11 protein-coding genes, 2 tRNA genes and 1 pseudogene are annotated in these 15,345 nt (G+C 70.6%); 7 read left to right on the forward strand and 7 right to left on the reverse strand.

Translation table 11 applies throughout. The features are described 5' to 3' along the window. Positions 1-79: 79 nt before the first annotated feature. Positions 80-1,627, reverse strand: a complete 1,548-nt coding sequence (locus tag ACWEIJ_RS29695) for a glycoside hydrolase family 13 protein (RefSeq protein WP_449840539.1) — start codon at positions 1,625-1,627, stop codon at positions 80-82. Between the two features lie 309 nt (positions 1,628-1,936). Between ACWEIJ_RS29695 and ACWEIJ_RS29700 the strand changes: the two genes are divergently transcribed. From ACWEIJ_RS29700 to ACWEIJ_RS29710, 3 genes are all read left to right on the forward strand, one after another. Continuing rightward, positions 1,937-2,009 (forward strand) — tRNA-Gln (locus ACWEIJ_RS29700). A gap of 2 nt (positions 2,010-2,011) precedes the next feature. Further along, positions 2,012-2,088, forward strand: a tRNA-His gene (locus ACWEIJ_RS29705). 196 nt (positions 2,089-2,284) lie between these two features. Beyond that, positions 2,285-3,025: a DUF1684 domain-containing protein gene (locus ACWEIJ_RS29710; protein WP_449840540.1), complete on the forward strand. Its 741-nt coding sequence runs from the start codon at positions 2,285-2,287 to the stop codon at positions 3,023-3,025. Here ACWEIJ_RS29710 and ACWEIJ_RS29715 read toward each other — a convergent pair whose 3' ends face one another. Together ACWEIJ_RS29715 and ACWEIJ_RS29720 are read right to left on the reverse strand one after the other, a co-directional pair. After that, positions 3,026-3,913: a hypothetical protein gene (locus tag ACWEIJ_RS29715; protein WP_449840541.1), complete on the reverse strand. Its 888-nt coding sequence runs from the start codon at positions 3,911-3,913 to the stop codon at positions 3,026-3,028. A gap of 287 nt (positions 3,914-4,200) precedes the next feature. Continuing rightward, complete coding sequence (locus tag ACWEIJ_RS29720; protein ID WP_449840542.1) at positions 4,201-5,220, reverse strand: LacI family DNA-binding transcriptional regulator; 1,020 nt, start codon at positions 5,218-5,220, stop codon at positions 4,201-4,203. Between the two features lie 131 nt (positions 5,221-5,351). Here ACWEIJ_RS29720 and ACWEIJ_RS29725 point away from each other — a divergent pair, with 131 nt between their 5' ends. Then, entirely contained in the window at positions 5,352-8,090 is a 2,739-nt protein-coding gene (locus ACWEIJ_RS29725) for a BTAD domain-containing putative transcriptional regulator (protein ID WP_449840543.1), read from the forward strand. A 14-nt stretch (positions 8,091-8,104) separates the two neighbouring features. Further along, on the forward strand, positions 8,105-8,917 hold the full coding sequence (locus ACWEIJ_RS29730; protein WP_449840544.1) for a DUF6891 domain-containing protein: 813 nt from the start codon (positions 8,105-8,107) through the stop codon (positions 8,915-8,917). On the opposite strand, the gene ACWEIJ_RS29735 is transcribed toward ACWEIJ_RS29730, so the two are convergent. From ACWEIJ_RS29735 to ACWEIJ_RS29745, 3 genes are read right to left on the reverse strand one after another with little or no spacing between them, the layout of a single operon-like run. Beyond that, positions 8,914-9,378: a hypothetical protein gene (locus ACWEIJ_RS29735; protein WP_449840545.1), complete on the reverse strand. Its 465-nt coding sequence runs from the start codon at positions 9,376-9,378 to the stop codon at positions 8,914-8,916. The genes ACWEIJ_RS29730 and ACWEIJ_RS29735 overlap by 4 nt on opposite strands. A gap of 52 nt (positions 9,379-9,430) precedes the next feature. Then, a complete protein-coding gene (locus tag ACWEIJ_RS29740; protein ID WP_449840546.1) occupies positions 9,431-10,207 on the reverse strand; it encodes an SGNH/GDSL hydrolase family protein in 777 nt (258 codons plus the stop codon). 57 nt (positions 10,208-10,264) lie between these two features. Next, positions 10,265-11,731 carry a sigma-70 family RNA polymerase sigma factor gene (locus tag ACWEIJ_RS29745; RefSeq protein ID WP_449840547.1) on the reverse strand — a complete coding sequence of 489 codons (1,467 nt, stop codon included), beginning with the start codon at positions 11,729-11,731 and terminating at the stop codon, positions 10,265-10,267. A 205-nt stretch (positions 11,732-11,936) separates the two neighbouring features. Here ACWEIJ_RS29745 and ACWEIJ_RS29750 point away from each other — a divergent pair. Next, positions 11,937-13,598 (forward strand): annotated as a pseudogene (locus ACWEIJ_RS29750) (glycoside hydrolase family 15 protein); the annotation flags it as partial. Here ACWEIJ_RS29750 and ACWEIJ_RS29755 read toward each other — a convergent pair. Further along, complete coding sequence (locus ACWEIJ_RS29755; protein ID WP_449840548.1) at positions 13,595-14,608, reverse strand: sigma-70 family RNA polymerase sigma factor; 1,014 nt, start codon at positions 14,606-14,608, stop codon at positions 13,595-13,597. The pseudogene ACWEIJ_RS29750 and the gene ACWEIJ_RS29755 overlap by 4 nt on opposite strands. A 62-nt stretch (positions 14,609-14,670) precedes the next feature. On the opposite strand from ACWEIJ_RS29755, the gene ACWEIJ_RS29760 reads away from it, so the two are divergent. Then, complete coding sequence (locus ACWEIJ_RS29760; protein WP_449840549.1) at positions 14,671-15,231, forward strand: dihydrofolate reductase family protein; 561 nt, start codon at positions 14,671-14,673, stop codon at positions 15,229-15,231. Positions 15,232-15,345 lie beyond the last annotated feature (114 nt).

A 15,345-nucleotide genomic window follows, 5' to 3' on the forward strand; every position in this document is an offset into this window, starting at 1 on the left:
TGAGAGCGGTTCGGAAGCTGTTGCCGACGAACGCTACTCAGGGGGTCTGACAGTTCTGGTGATCAAGCGAAAGTGCTGGTCAGAGCTCCCACCACAGGGCGGTGTCCGGTGGGAGGAGCAGCTGCCCGTCGCGCACGCCGTAGTACGACGACGCCAGCAGCACCGCACCCGGATCCGGCAGCGCGACGACCTCGCCGGACAGGTTCACCGCGCACGCGAAGCCGTCGCGCTCGAACCACAGCACGTCCGCGGGCCCGTCCACCCACTTCACGCCGTCGCCCGCACCCAGCGCCGGGTGCTCGCGCCGGATGCGCAAAGCCGTGCGGTAGAAGGACAACATCGAGTCCTGGTCGCCCGACTGCGCCTCGACGCTGAGCTTGGCCCAGTCCGCCGGCTGCGGCAGCCACGAGCCACCCGGACCGAACCCGAGCGACGGGCCGGAAGACGACCACGGCAGCGGCACCCGGCAGCCGTCACGACCGCGTTCGGTGTGCCCGGACCGCTCCCACATCGGGTCCTGCAGCACCTCGTCCGGCAGGTCCAGCACCTCGGGCAGCCCGAGCTCCTCGCCCTGGTACAGGTACACCGACCCCGGCAGTGCCAGCATCAACGCCAGTGCCGCGCGCGCTCGACGCACACCGGTCTCGCCGCCGCCGTACCGCGTCACGTGCCGTTGCACGTCGTGGTTCGACAGCACCCACGTAGTAGGCGCGCCAACGGGAGCCACCGCCGCCAACGACGAGTCGATCACCGTCCGCAGCGCCTCGAAGTTCCACTCCGCGGTCAGGTAGTGGAAGTTGAACGCCTGGTGCATCTCGTCGGGGCGCAGGTACAGCGCCGTCCGCTCGGCGGAGGGCGTCCACGCCTCGGCCACGAGCACCCGCTCACCGGGGTACGAGTCGACCACGGCGCGCCACTCGCGGTGGATCTCGTGCACGCCGTCCTGGTCGAAGAACGGCAACGGCTCCGTGCCCAGCAGCTTCAGCTGGTCCGCGTGCCCGATGTCCGGCAGCCCCGGCGCCTTGATCATCCCGTGCGCCACGTCCACCCGGAACCCGTCGACGCCGAGGTCCAGCCAGAACCGCAGCACGTCGCGGAACTCCGCGCGCACCTCCGGCAGCTCCCAGTTGAGGTCCGGCTGCTCGGGGGCGAACAGGTGCAGGTACCAGGACCCGTCCTCGACCCGCGTCCAGGCGGGCCCGCCGAACACGGACTCCCAGTCGTTCGGCGGCTGGTCGCCGACGCCCTCGCGGAAGATGTAGCGCTCACGGCCACGCCCGGCCAGCGCCTCCTGGAACCACTCGTGCTGGTCGGAGCTGTGGTTCGGCACGATGTCGACGATCACGCGGATGCCGAGCTCGTGCGCGTCGGCGACCAGCGCGCGCACGTCGTCGAGACCGCCGAACTGCGGGTCCACCGCGCGGTAGTCGGCGACGTCGTAGCCGCCGTCGGCCATCGGCGACGCGTAGAACGGCGTGATCCACACCGCGTCGACGCCCAGGTCGCGGAGGTAGGGCAGGCGTGAGCGGATGCCGGGCAGGTCACCGACGCCGTCGCCGTCCGAGTCGGCGAAGCTGCGCACGTAGACCTGGTAGATGACGGCGTGTCGCCACCAGTCCTGGGACATGTCCTGAGCCTTCCGATGGGGTGTGTCAGCGGTCCAGGAAAGACGTTGCAAAAGTTTTCCGCAAGTCGGCATGAGGATTGCTTGAGTTCCACCCGCAATCTTGCAAACTTTTTCAGAAGACTCATCAAATTGCGTTGCCCAGGTGCGGACTGGTCCGGCACAGTGTGTCCAACGAACCCGAGGGGAGGCAGTTGTGATCCACAACCAGCACATGCACAGCTGTCACCAGCACGTCTGGTGCTCCCCGTCATGAGCTGACTCATGCACGAGGGAGCCGCCCGTCGCGACCGCGACGAGCGGCTTTTTTGTTGCCCGTTGGTCCAATCGGCACGGACGCCGCGCTCTGGACGCGGAGATCGAGGTTCGAGTCCTCGACGGGCAGCTGTGACCGAAGCCGAAGCAGTCGAGGCGCCAGGTTGTGGTCCTGGTCGAAGCCGGTGCGAGTCCGGTCGGTCACCCCATCGCGCGGGACCCGGTGGTCACCTGGGCCTCATGAGCCCGGGACGCCTGGTTCGACACCAGGTCGCGCGATCGGCGACCCACGTCACGACGGCCGTGGAACGCTCTGCAACAGCGTTGGCACTGGGTTCGACTCCCAGGTGGGTCTCAAGAAGTGGAACGGGGAAGTCCGCTCGTGCCCTGCTCGTTGGCTTGGGCATGAGCGACTTCGCGCAGGACTGGCAGACCTGGAAGACGGAACGGGAGAAGAGCCTGGCCGACCCGTACGGGTGGCTCGCGCTCGTCTCGCTCGACTGGCTGGAGACGACCCCTCGCAGCTATGACGGCCTACCGGGCGAGTGGTGGCAAGACGACGACGCGGCGTACTGGCGCAACGGCGGCGAACCCCAGCGGTTCGAGCTCGTCCAGAGCGGTCCCGGCGCGCGCGTCCAGGTCGGCGACGTGGAGGTCGAGGTCGCGCGCCGGGGCGGCTACCTGATCCGCGTCCACGACCCGAAGGCCGAGGTGTTGCGGAACTTCCACGGCGTTCCGTCGTACGAGCCGCAAGAGCAGTGGGTGCTCGAAGGCGTGTACGAACCGTTCGACGCCCCCATCCCCACGACAGTCGGTGCGGTCGTGGAAGGACTTAGCCATGTGTACGAGGCACCGGGCCGTGTGCGGTTCACGCACGACGGCACCGAGCACACACTGACTGCGTTCAACGGACGCAATGGCGACCTCAACATCCTCTTCACCGACGCCACCAGCGGAGTCACCACCTACGCGGCGAACCGTTCCCTCGCAACGACTCCGGTCGACGGCAAGGTCCTGCTCGACTTCAACCGCGCGACCAACCTGCCGTGCGCGTTCACCGACTTCGCCACCTGCCCGTTGCCGCCCGCGGGCAACCATCTGCCGTTCGAGGTCGAGGCGGGGGAGAAGACGCCCTACGAGCGTTGATCACTCGCAGCCGATGCCGTCCTTGTCGTTGTCCAGCCCGTAGATGTCGCGACCGATCACTCGGACCGGACCGGTGACGTAGGCCGGTCCGTCGCCCTTGCCGCCCGCGCAGTCCACGTCGGACGCGATCGGCACGCACCCGCTGTAGTTCGGGTCGCACTGGGGCTGTGGCGCCGGCTTGGGTTGCGGCTGGGGCTGAGGTTGCGGCTGCGGGGCCGGCTGTGGCTGGGGTTGCGGCTTCGGCTGTGCGACGGCCGGGGGAACGTTGGTCGTCGTCGTAGTAGTGGTCGTTGTCGTGGTGGTGGTACTGGTCGTTGTGGTCGTCGGCGCCACGGTGGTGGTCGTGGTGGTGGGAGAGGCCGTCGTCGTCAGCTTCAACGCGTTGCCCTTGTCCGACGGGCCGTTGATCGCGGCACCGATGACGCCGACGACGAAGAAGAACGCCAGCAGGCTGGCCGCGGCGATGGCGACCGGTGCCACCCACGCCTTGGGCTTCGACGCCACGGGCACCACCGCGCCACGGGGAACCTCCCGCGGCATCCGCAGCACGACCTGCAGCAACCCGTTGGTGCCGCGCTGGACCAGCGCCGCGCACCCGGTCGCCCCGCCACCGGCCTCCACGTGCATCAGCACGGGCGCATACCGTTGCGACATCAGGAAAGTCAGCTCGCCGACGCGCTGCCCGTCGAGCCGCACCTCGATCCCGCGCTGACCGCGGTACTTGCCAACGGCGATCATGCACCACGTCAGGTGCACGGCGACGTGCCGCGTCACACCGTCCGGGACGGCGTACCGCGCCAGTGCGTCCTGGTGGTGCTGCTCGCCGGTGACGGTCACCGTCACCTCGCCGGGCACCATCACCAGTCCGGCGGCCGAGTTCTCGATCACGGTCAGGCTCCTCGGGGTGGGCGTTCGTACGCCTGACCATCGAGCGACCACGCCAGGTGTTACCGAGAGTGCCGCGAGGTTGTGCCGATCGGGTGAAAATCGGCCCGATCCGTCACGGACGGTTCACGATCGCCGATGTAAGCCCTTTCCACGGCCTCCTGCTGAGACGCCGTCCTGCCGCGAGAGCGCTTTCACCTTAGGTTGGGCCGAAGGGCGCAACACCTTCATCGCACGGGAGGACGACATGGCGCTGGACACGCCCTGGCGGGCGCGCTGATCCGAGCAGGTCAGGCGCTGGTGCGCACCACCAGCGAGGTGGGCAGGAGCAGCGACGGCGGCAGCCCCTGCTCACCGGCCAGCTCGGCCAGCAACCGCCACGTCATGGTCCGGCCGAGCTCCTCGACGTCCTGCCGGATCGTGGTGAGCGGCGGCGTCGCGCTCGCGGCGAACGCCGAGTCGTCGAACCCGATCACCGCGACGTCCTCGGGGACGCGCCTGCCCTGCGCGTGGAGCACCTGCAGGGCGCCCAGCGCCATGATGTCGGCGGCCACGAACACCGCGTCGAGGTCGGGAGCCTTGTGCAGCAACCGTTCCATCGCCCGCGTGCCGCTCTCCGGCGTGAAGTCGCCGTGCGCCACGAGGTCGGTGGCGATCTTCGCCTCGCTCAGCCCGCGCTTGAACCCGTTGAGGCGGTCCGCGCCGACGGCCATGTCCTTGGGGCCCGCTACGGTGGCGATCCGCTTGCGCCCCAACGAGATCAGGTGCCGCGCGGCTTCCAGGCCGCCGGTGAAGTTGTCGGAGTCCACGAACGGGACGCCGGTCTTGCCGAGCGGGCGGCCGCCGACGACGACCGGCAGGCCGATCTCGTTCAGCATCGGCACCAGCGGATCCTCGCCGTGCAGGCTCACCAGCAGCGCGCCGTCGACGTGGCCGCTGCTCAGGTACGAGACCAGGTCCTCGGTGTCGGACGGCTGGCTCATCATCAGCAACAACTGCATGTGGCGGCCGGTCAGCTCGCGGTGGACGCCGCGCAGCACGCCGGCGAAGAACGGGTCGGACAGCACGCGGCCGGAGGGTTCGGAGACGACGAGCGCGATGGCGTTGGCGCGGTGGCCGGCGAGTGCCCGCGCGGCCTGGTTGGGCGCGTAGCCCAGCTGGGCGATGGCGGCGTGGACGGCCTCGCGGGCCTTCGCGCTGACGTACTGCTCGTCGTTGATGACGCGGGAGACGGTCGACTTCGAGACGCCGGCGACCCGTGCGACCTCTTCGATCCTGTGGCCGGGGCGTCGCTTCGCCGTGTCCGTCATGCGGTCATCTTAGGCCGCTTGGCCTGACCATGATCTCCGGTCCATCACGTTTCCCCTCTTCGCGGCGGCAACACCCAAGTTTCGAAGATCGTGCGCACAAATTCCGCACAGCGGTCCGAAGTTCTGGCACCATGCCCTCCCGAGGAGGGTCAGTGCGGTATCGGCTTCTTGGGCCGCTGCAGATCTGGCGTGGGGGCGTGGAACTGCGGCTGGGCGGGCCCCGGCAACGGGCGCTGCTCGCTGCGTTGGCGCTGCACGTCAACGAGACTGTCAGCTTTGAACACTTGAGTGAAGCGGTGTGGGAATCTCCACCCGCGGCACCGGAATCGAACATTCGCACCTACGTGGCGGCGTTGCGCAAGCTCGTGCTCGACGACCTGGTGACCGTCCCAGGTGGATACCGGTTGGTGGTGCCCGCCGACGAGGTCGACGTCCACGTCTTCGAACGGCTGTGCGCGGCGGGCGACGAGGCGCTGCGGCAGGGTGATCACCGCGAGGCCGTCGGGAGGTACGCCGACGCGCTCGCGTTGTGGCGCGGGCCGGCGCTCGACGGACTCGCGGTCGGCGCACGGCTGGTCGCCGAGCTGACGTTGCTGCAGGAACGCAGGCTCACGGTCGCCGAGCAGCACGCGCGCCTGGCGATCGAGCTGGGTCAGGGCGAACGGCTGATCGCCGAACTGCGCCGGCTGACCACGCAGTTCCCGCTCCGCGAACAGCTGTGGCTGCAGCTGATGCACGCGCTGCAGCGAGCCGGCAGGCCCGCCGAGGCGTTGCAGGCGTTCGAGGACGTCCGGGTGCTGCTCGCCGAGGAGCTGGGCACCGATCCCGGCTCGGACCTGCGGGAGCTGCACGAACGGCTGCTGCGCGGCGACGAGCCCAGGCCCGCGCTCAACACGCTGCCGCGCGACGTCGCGGACTTCACCGGGCGCGCCGCCGAGATGGAGCGGCTGACCAGGGCCGTCACCGGCCGGTCGGCCGTGGTGATCTCCGCGATCGACGGCATGCCGGGCGTGGGCAAGACGACGCTGGCCGTGCACCTGGCGCACCGGCTGGAGTATCCGGACGGTCAGCTGTTCATCGACCTGCACGCGCACACCGCGGGCCGTGCGCCGGTCGAACCGACGGACGCGCTGGACGTGCTGCTGCGCGCGCTCGGTCTGGAGGAGATCCCGGTCGACCTGGACGAGCGGGCCGCGCTGTGGCGGGCCGAGCTGTCCCGGCGGCGGTTGCTGGTCGTGCTGGACAACGCGGCGAGCGCCGACCAGGTGCGGCCGCTGCTGCCGGGCGTGCCGGGGTCGTTGGTGCTGGTCACCTCACGGACGCGGCTGGTCGAGCTGGAAGGCACGTCGACGCTGACGCTGGACGTGCTGTCCGAGGACGAGGCGCTGGAGCTGTTCGCCACCATCGTGGGCGACGAGCGCGGCACGGACGAGGCGGCCCGCGAGGTCGTCGAGCTGTGCGGCAGGCTGCCCCTCGCCGTGCGGCTGGCCGCCGGCCGGTTGCGCAGCCGTCCGACGTGGACCACGGCGCACCTCGCGACGCGGTTGCGCGAGGGACGATTATCCGAACTGGACGCCGTCTTCGCGTTGTCGTTCGGCCAGCTGCCCGCCGGTCACCAGCGGCTGTTCAGCCTGCTGGGCCTGCACCACGGCACGGACTTCGACGTCTACCAGGCCGCGGCGCTGGGCGAGCTGGACCTGCTGGAGTGCGACGGGATGCTGGAGGACCTCGTCGACGTCCACCTGCTGGAGGCGACGACGCTCGGCCGCTACCGGATGCACGACCTGCTCCGCCAGTACGCGCAGTCCAAGGTGGACTCCTCGCGCGAACCGCTGACCCGGCTGCTCGACCACTTCCTGGACACGGCGAACCAGGCGACGCGGCTGATGTCGCCCGCGGCGCGCAAGTACGAGGTCGACATCACCTACCGGCCGGCGTCACGGCTCGTGCTGCGCGACTACGACCACGCCGTGGAATGGCTGGAGACCGAACGCCAGACGCTCGTGGCCGCGGTGGCGTTGTCGTTGGACGGTGACTGGCGCACACACACGTGGCAGCTCGCCCGCGCGATGACGTTCTTCTGCATGGTGCGTGGGCATACGCGTGACTGGGCGACGATCAACGAGCTGGCGCTGGAGGCCGCGAAGGACGACAAGGCCGCGCTCGCGATCACCACGAAGAACTACGCGATGGTCTTCTGGCAGACCGCGCGGTACGCCGAGGCCATCCACCACAACGAGCGCGCCATCGAGATGCTGCGCGAGCAGGGCGACCTGCAGGGCGTCGCGGGCACGCTGAACAACCTGTCCCTGGTCTACCGGACGCTGGGCCGGCACGCCGAGGCCGCCGAGCTGCTCGAACAGGCCATCACGGTGGCCCGCGAGCTCGGCGACCGGCACCTGGAGTCGCAGGCCATGAGCAACGTCAGCAACATCTACAGCGCACTCGGCCGGTACGACGAGGCGCTGGAGGCGTGCAACAAGGCGTTGGTGCTCATGCGCGAGATGGGCAGCCGTCGCGACGAGGCCGACACCCAGAGCGCGCTCGGCATGATCCTGCACGCCATGGGCCGGCACGACGAGGCGCTCGACGCGTTGAACTCGGCGCTGACAGCGGTGCGCGCGATCGGTGACGTCACGACCGAGACCGTGGTGCTGAACTACCTCGGCGAGGTGCTCACCGCGGCCGGTCGTCCCGCGGAGGCCGTGCTGCGGTTGCGCGAGGCCCTGGAGCTGGCGGAACGGATCGACGACCGGCGTGAGGCCGCGAACGCGCACAAGCACCTGGCCCGCGCGGTCGCGGATCCCGCCGAGGCGGCGCGGCACCAGGAGGAGGCCGACGAGCGGTTCGCCGCGCTGGGCACCGACTGAGCGGCGAACGGCACGTGCGGGCGTCCGCGGCGCAACTGGCCGGGCTGGTGCGGCGGATCGGTCGCGCCGGCGACCGGTTCCTGGTGCTCCAGCGCGTGCCGGACCTGCCGGACGTGTTCGCCCAGGTCTGGCACGAGGCCGGCGGGGACTACGCGGTCGAGCACCGCGACGCTGCCGTCGACCGGCACTTCGAGGCGCGGACCGACCGGCTGGACGCCGTGATCGCGGCGCTCACCGGCTGGGCCCGTGGGGACGTCGGCTGGGACGGCGGACTGAGCTGGTCGCGGGTGCACTTCGGCCCCGCGCGCCAGGTGCCGCCGCTCGACCTCGGCGAAACCGAGCTCGGGGAGCTGGAGAACCGCGTCCGCGAGGTGCTGGCCGGCGGGTACGCCACCCGTGCCGAACTGGCGGAGCTGGCCGAGGACCACCTGGTCACCGCCGACCGCCGGCCCGTGTCGCGCGAGCAGGCGCAGGTCCTGGCCGACCGCCTGTGGCTGGAGCGTGTCGCGGAGCGGCCACGCGGCGGAGCGAGACCGATCCCGAACGGCTCACGCAGCTGCGGCCAGGCCGAGATCGGTTCGGAGGCGGCGCCGAGCGCCCGCGGTTTCGTCTACTTCCACGCCCAGGGCACGGAGTCCGCCGCGGCCGGACATGGGCTGACGTTGCTCTACGGCGGCTTCGACGGCTCGTCCGAGACCACCGCGGCCATCGGTCATGAGGTCGTGGCAGCCCTCGAAGCGGCCTGCCTCCACACCACGTGGAACCGCGACCCCGGCCAGGCCATCACCGTCACGCCGCTGGACTGGCGCCGCCGTCTCGTCGGCTAGGCCCGCGGACCCGGCCGCCCGCCGGGCAGCACCGCCCCGCGCGGCAGCCCGTCCCGCAGCAACGGCAGCAGGTTGGGGTGCTTGCTCATGAGCACCGCGGCCGTGCCGTTGCGCTGCTGGATCCGGCGGCAGAAGTGCGGCGAGAGCGGGATGCCCAGGTAGGCCTCGGCCCGCGGTCCGTAGACGACCCGGTCGCCGTGCCCGCACCACGCGCCGGCGACCGGTTGACCGTCCCTCCAGAGATAACCCTCCACGTACACGCCGCCCTGCAGCCGGCCTGCCTCGCTGAAGGCCACGCTGAACGTGACCTGCGGTGTCAGGCGGGTCTCGGCGTCGGCGGTCCACCACGTGCCGGCGTCGAGCACCAGGCCTTCCACACTCGCGTGCGCCCACTCGGAGTCGTCGACGAGCGTGCGGAACGGCGCTTCCAGCCCGGCGAGAGCCGCGGTGAGCTCCTCCACCCGCTCATGGTGCGTCGTTCCGCCGGATCTCGCCGTCCGACGTGGAATAACGTCACCGGACGAGTGGCAGGTACGCCTTCTGGATCGCCGTGTAGCCCTCGGTCGTGGGATGGATGTCGGCCGCCGTGCACGTCGTCGTCCACTGGCAGATGCGCGCCACGGCCAGCGGCAGGCCGTTCACGATCGTGGTCAGGTCGGTGGTGGCGAACGCGCCTTCGACGTCGGCGACCTTGACCTTGCTCGCCCGGTAGGCGCTCTCGATGACGTCGTTGATCGACTGCGTGACCACGACGGACTGCCGGGCGAACTCCTGCCCGTCCGGGCCCGTCAGCCACGCGGCGAGGAACGGGTCGTACAGCGTCATGCCGACGATGGTGGCCTTCGGCGCGGCTTTGCGGAGTTTCGCGGTGATGTGCCGGAGGTTGGCGTCGATCGTCGCGGTCGCGCGCTGGATGCACGCGGGGTCGATGCCCTGGGTGCCGCACGGCGCGATGTCGTTGCCCGCCACGGTGATCGTGATGAGCTTGACCTTGTTGTGCCCGATGAACTTCAGCGCCGCGTCGAGCTGGTCGCCGTCGGGGTAGGAGCACATGCCGCCGGTGCGCATGGTCGTGGTGGTCTCGCCGTCGCACGCCAGGTTCGTGAGCTCCAGCTGCGGCAGCTTCCTGGCCAGCTGTGCGACGTAGCCCTGGTTCGGGGTGACCGGGACGGCCTGTCGTCCGGTCGCGATGGAGTCGCCCAGCGCCAGGAAGTGCTGCTTGTCGTGCGCCTGCGCCGGCACAGCGGTGAGGAGAGCGATCGCGGCCATCATGGCGAGTAATCGAGTCATGCCCGTCAGCACGCCGTGATCGCGGACGCAGTTCATTCGAGACGCGTCTCAACCGCGCTACTTCGACGACGTGATCGTGACCGGGATGGTCATGTGCAGCGGTCCCGCGGTGCCGGTGATCGTTCCGTCGCCCGCCTTCGGGCCGGCCTGCAGGCGGGCCTTGAACGTGATCGTCTGACCAGGGGCGAGCGTCTGGCCTCCGGTGCAGGTGACGGTGCCCTTGCCGGCCGGGCAGCCGACCGAGCCCTCCGGCACCTTGCCGGGGCCGACGGTCTTGATCTTGTCCGGAAGGTTCAGCGTCAGCGTCGGCACCTGGGTCGGCTCGGTGCCGTTGTTGGTGATGCCGATCGTCATCTCGTCGGGCGGGCCCTCGGTGGTCATGGCGATCGTGCTCGGCGACTCCGCCGACAGCTTGGGCGTTCCCGGCGCCCCGCCGGCCGTCGTCGTGGTCACCGGCTGGCCTGCTCGGCTCGTCTCGGTGGCGGGGGCCTCGGAACCGGCCGTGGTGCCCGCGGGCGCCGTGCCGGAAGTCGGTGTGGAGCCCGACGATCCGAGGGGTGCCGACGCGGTCGTGGTGACCGTCGTGATCGTCGGAGCGGCGCCGGGGGTGGTGTCCGGGGTGTTCGACGTGACCACGCCGGAGCCCGCGACGACCACGACCACCGCGGCCGACGCGGCGACACCGAGCCACGACGTGGCGCTGAGGGACACCGCCGCGCCCTTGGTCGCCGCGGCCGCCAGGTATCCCGCGGTGCCGGTGCCGAGCACGATCGGTGCGACGAGACCGCGCAACGCGCCGTTGACGTCGGCCAGTTCGCTGGCGAGCTTGCGGCACTCGGCGCAGTCGTCGAGGTGCGCGTCGAGCTGGATCGCCTCGCGGCCCTTGAGCCCGCCGCGCGTCCAGGCGCCGAGCTTCGTCACCGTTGTGCGGCAACGTTCCGGCGGTTCGTGTGCCACGTGCGCCTGCAGGAACGCCTTGCGCAGACCCTCGCGCGCACGGAACGCCATCGCCGAGACGCCGTTCGCGGTCAGCCCCAGCAGGGGAGCGATCTCACCGGGCGACTGACCCTCGATCGCGGTGTGCCACAACACGGTCTGCCAGCGTTCGGGCAGCGACGCGAACGCCGTGGCGGCCAGCGCCTGGTCGAGGTCCTCGACGGCCTTGTCGCGGAACGGCACGCTCGTCGCCCGCACCGCGCCGGGGATCTCCTCGACGTCGCCCGCCAGTTCGAGCCGCTTCTCCTTGCGCGTTCTGTCATACGCCGCATGCCGCACCGCCGTCAGCAGGTACGGCCGGAACGCCGCCCCCGGACCGCCACCGGTGCGCAGTGCGGCGAGCACCTTGGCGAACGCGTCCGCGACGAGGTCGTCCGCGTCCGAGGAGGACGTGGACAGTTGCATCGCCAGCAGGTTGGCGGCTCTGACGTGGCGTTCGTAGAGCTTGCCGTAAGCCTCGACCTTGCCGTCGCGGACGGCATCTATCAGGTCGGCGTCCGACGGCGGTCGCCCACGCTGCCCGATCAAAGAATGCCGCCTTACGTCATGCTCACCACTGATACGCGGACCCTATCGAGATGACTCAGCACGAACAATCCACGCATACGAAACTGATGCAATAAAAGAGGTTTAGGGCGGGCCTAAGTCTTGACCAAGTCAGGCCGGATGGCCCTGGCGCGTACTTACGTTGCTGCTCGTGACGGACTTCCTGACCGAGCTGCCGGTGCGCCTGGCCGTGCCGATCGAACGGCACAGCCTGCTCTCCGACCGCCGAGCCCTCGCCCTGGTCACGCCCGACGCGGACGTGACGTGGCTGTGCCACCCCTCGCCGGACTCACCCGCGTTGTTCGCCGCGCTGCTCGGCGGTTCCGGCCATTTCTCCGTGCGGCCCCAGAAGGACCAGCTTCCGCTGGGCCAACGGTATGCACCGGGCACCATGGCCGTCCAGACCCGCTGGACGGGCCTGCGGGTGACCGACCATTTGGAGTCAAGTCTGGTGCGAACGGTGGAAGGCGAAGTGCCCGCTGTCGTGGAATTCGCGCCACGCCCCGATTTCGGCCGGGTGCCGGTGCGGCTGGAGAGGGTCGACGACGGCCTGCGCGTGGCCGGGACGCCGATCGTGCTGCGTTCTCCCGGCGTGGACTGGCAGATCGCCGACGGCACCGCGACCGCCGTGCTCACCCCGCCGTTCACCCTGGAACTCCAGCTCGGCGGACCGTCCGAAGTGGACTCGGATTGGGCCGGGTGGTCGGCCGCGTTGCGACTGCCGACGACCGAGCGCGAGCTGGTGCGAAGATCAGCGCTCACATTGCGCGCCCTCTGCCACCACGACACCGGTGCCGTGCTGGCCGCCGCCACGACCTCGCTGCCCGAGCAGATCGGCGGTGTCCGCAACTGGGACTACCGCTACTGCTGGCTGCGCGACGCGGCGCTGACCGTGCAGGCGTTGGTGTCACTGGGATCTCTCGAGGAAGCTGAAGGTTTCCTGAAGTGGCTGCACGGGGTGCTGGAGACGGTCGCCGGTCCGGAGCACCTGAGCCCGCTCTACACCGTCCGCGGCACCGCGCTCGGCCCCGAGCAGACGATCGACGGCCTGCCCGGCTACGCGGGTTCCGGTCCCGTCCGCGTCGGCAACCTCGCCGACCAGCAGGTGCAGCTCGACGTGTTCGGCCCGATCGCCGACCTCGTGCACGACCTGGCCCTCGCGCGCGGCGAGCTGGACGACCGCGACTGGGACGTCGTCACCGCGATGGTCCAGGCCGTCGGCCGGCGCTGGCACGAGCCCGACCACGGCATCTGGGAGGAACGCCGCGTGCCCCGCCACCGCGTCCACTCGCGGGTGATGTGCTGGCAGACCCTCGACCGCGCCATCGCGCTCGCCACCCGGTTCGGGCGCCCGGCCGACCCGGGCTGGGCCGTGCTGCGCGACACCATCGCCGCCGACGTGCTCGACCGCGGCTGGAACCCGGACGTCGGCGCGTTCACCACGGCCTACGACGGCACCGACCTCGACGCCGCCGCGCTGCACGTGGGCCTCTCTGGTCTCCTCGACCCGTCCGACGACCGGTTCCGCGCCACGGTCGTCGCGGTCGAGGAGACCCTGCGCAACGGCCCGACGGTCTACCGCTACCTGCGCGACGACGGCCTGCCCGGCGACGAGGGCGGCTTCCACCTCTGCACGGCGTGGTTGATCGAGGCCTACCTCGCGGTGGGGCGCCGGGCCGACGCCGAGGAGCTGTTCGCGAGCCTCGTGCGGCTGGCCGGACCGACCGGGCTGCTGCCGGAGGAGTACGACCCGGTCGCCGAACGATCACTGGGCAACCACCCGCAGGCCTACTCCCACCTGGGCCTGATCCGGTGCGCTCGGCTTCTGTCAGATCCTGGACCGGTCTAGTCGGCGCGGTCGGGCAGGACCGCGGGGAAGCCGAACGCGGTGACGAGGCCTGGCTCGCCGAAGGCGGTGATCGCGGTGATGCCGTCGTCGCCCGCGGTGAGCACGACGATTCCGTACGGCACGTACCGGCCGTCGAGGGTTCGGGTGTAGGCGGCGACGGCGGGTTGCCCGTTCGCACCGGTCGGGAACATCCGCCAATGGCCGGGTGCGCCCATGACGTGGGTGGCCATGTAGGGCAGGCAGGTCCGGATGCCCGCGTACCAGGTGCGCAGGGGCGGTGCCTCGAGCGTTGCGTCGTGGCGCAGCAGCCGTTCAAGGGCTGCCGGGTCGGCGGCCTCGAACGCGGCGACGTAGCTCTCCAGCAACGCGCGCTGCTCCGGTTCGGTCAGCGGCGCGGGCCGGTCGGCGGACGGCGTGACCTGGTCCAGCCGGGTGCGGGCGCGCTGGAGCGCGCTCTTCACCGCGGCCACGGACATGTCGAGCAGTTCGGCGACCTCGACGGCGGACCAGGCCAGCACCTCGCGCAGGATCAGCACGGCACGTTGACGCGGCGGCAGGTGCTGCAGGCTCGCGATCAACGCCAGCCGCACGCTGTCGCGCCCGGCGACGATCGCCGCGGGGTCGTTGTCGTCCAGGCCGAGCCGCGCGTCCGGGACGGGTTGCAGCCAGCGGACCGTCGCGTCGGACGAGTCCGGCGGCTGGGACGGGTCGTCGGACGGGTCACCCAGCCCGGAGGGCAGGACCCGCCGGCTGTGGTGGGCCAGTGCGGTCAGGCAGGTGTTGGTGGCGATGCGGTAGAGCCACGTCCGTTCCGAAGCGCGCTCTTCGAATGCGCCGTAGGACCGCCATGCGCGCAGGTAGATCTCCTGGACCGCGTCCTCGGCATCGACCAGCGAGCCCAGCATCCGGTAGCAGTAGGCCAGCAGTTCCGGCCGGTAGCGCTGAGCACGGGTGATGAACTCCTCGCTCACCGGGCCGGTTTCGAGGGAGGACCGATTCCTTTGCGGCACGTGCTCAGTCTGCCTCGGTGACGGTGCCGAGCGGCGCCACTACACCAAAGCGGAGGAACGTCATGCGCAAGCTGAGCGTCTCGACACTGGTCTCACTGGACGGCGTGATCCAGGACCCGGGCGGGTTCGGCGAGCAGAGCTACGGCGGCTGGGCCAACCCCTACTTCAACGACGACATGCAGGCCGAGTCGCTGCGACACCTGCAGGCCAGCGACTACTTCCTCCTCGGCCGGCGCACCTATCAGCTGATGGTCAAAGCCTGGGGCGGCATCGAGCACGGCGCGTACATGCAGCGGATGAACGAGATCCCCAAGCTCGTCGCCTCCACCACCCTGACCGGCCCGCTCGAGTGGAACGCGACGTTGCTCGACGGCGACGTCGCGGAGGCCGTTGCCCGGCTTCGGCAGCAGTCGGGTGGCGACATCGAGGTCTACGGCAGCCCCACGCTCGTCCAGACGCTGATGAAGCACGACCTGATCGACGAGTACCGCATCGCGCTCCACCCCGTGGTCCTCGGTCACGGCACCACGCTGTTCCCGCAGAACGGTGTCAGCGCCACCCTGCGGCTCACCGGCGCCCGCACCCTCGACACCGGCGTCGTCAACCTCACCTACACGCGCTGAGATCACCCTGCGCGGAACAGCCGGGCCCGGGGCGGGCCCCCGGCCGGGCCCGGGCCCCCCCGCGCCCTTGGCGGGGGCGGGGGCGCCGGCGGGCCCCGCGCCGCGCGCCCCATG

It is taken from the genome of Lentzea sp. NPDC004789 (genome assembly GCF_053601075.1).

What these genes read in the sequence shown, in the direction of transcription:
- ACWEIJ_RS29740 (WP_449840546.1), bottom strand. Translation starts at nt 10,207, where the DNA reads ATGACTCGATTACTCGCCATGATGGCCGCGATCGCTCTCCTCACCGCT.
- ACWEIJ_RS29760 (WP_449840549.1), top strand. Translation starts at nt 14,671, where the DNA reads ATGCGCAAGCTGAGCGTCTCGACACTGGTCTCACTGGACGGCGTGATC.
- ACWEIJ_RS29725 (WP_449840543.1), top strand. Translation starts at nt 5,352, where the DNA reads ATGCCCTCCCGAGGAGGGTCAGTGCGGTATCGGCTTCTTGGGCCGCTG.
- ACWEIJ_RS29720 (WP_449840542.1), bottom strand. Translation starts at nt 5,220, where the DNA reads ATGACGGACACGGCGAAGCGACGCCCCGGCCACAGGATCGAAGAGGTC.
- ACWEIJ_RS29695 (WP_449840539.1), bottom strand. Translation starts at nt 1,627, where the DNA reads ATGTCCCAGGACTGGTGGCGACACGCCGTCATCTACCAGGTCTACGTG.
- ACWEIJ_RS29710 (WP_449840540.1), top strand. Translation starts at nt 2,285, where the DNA reads ATGAGCGACTTCGCGCAGGACTGGCAGACCTGGAAGACGGAACGGGAG.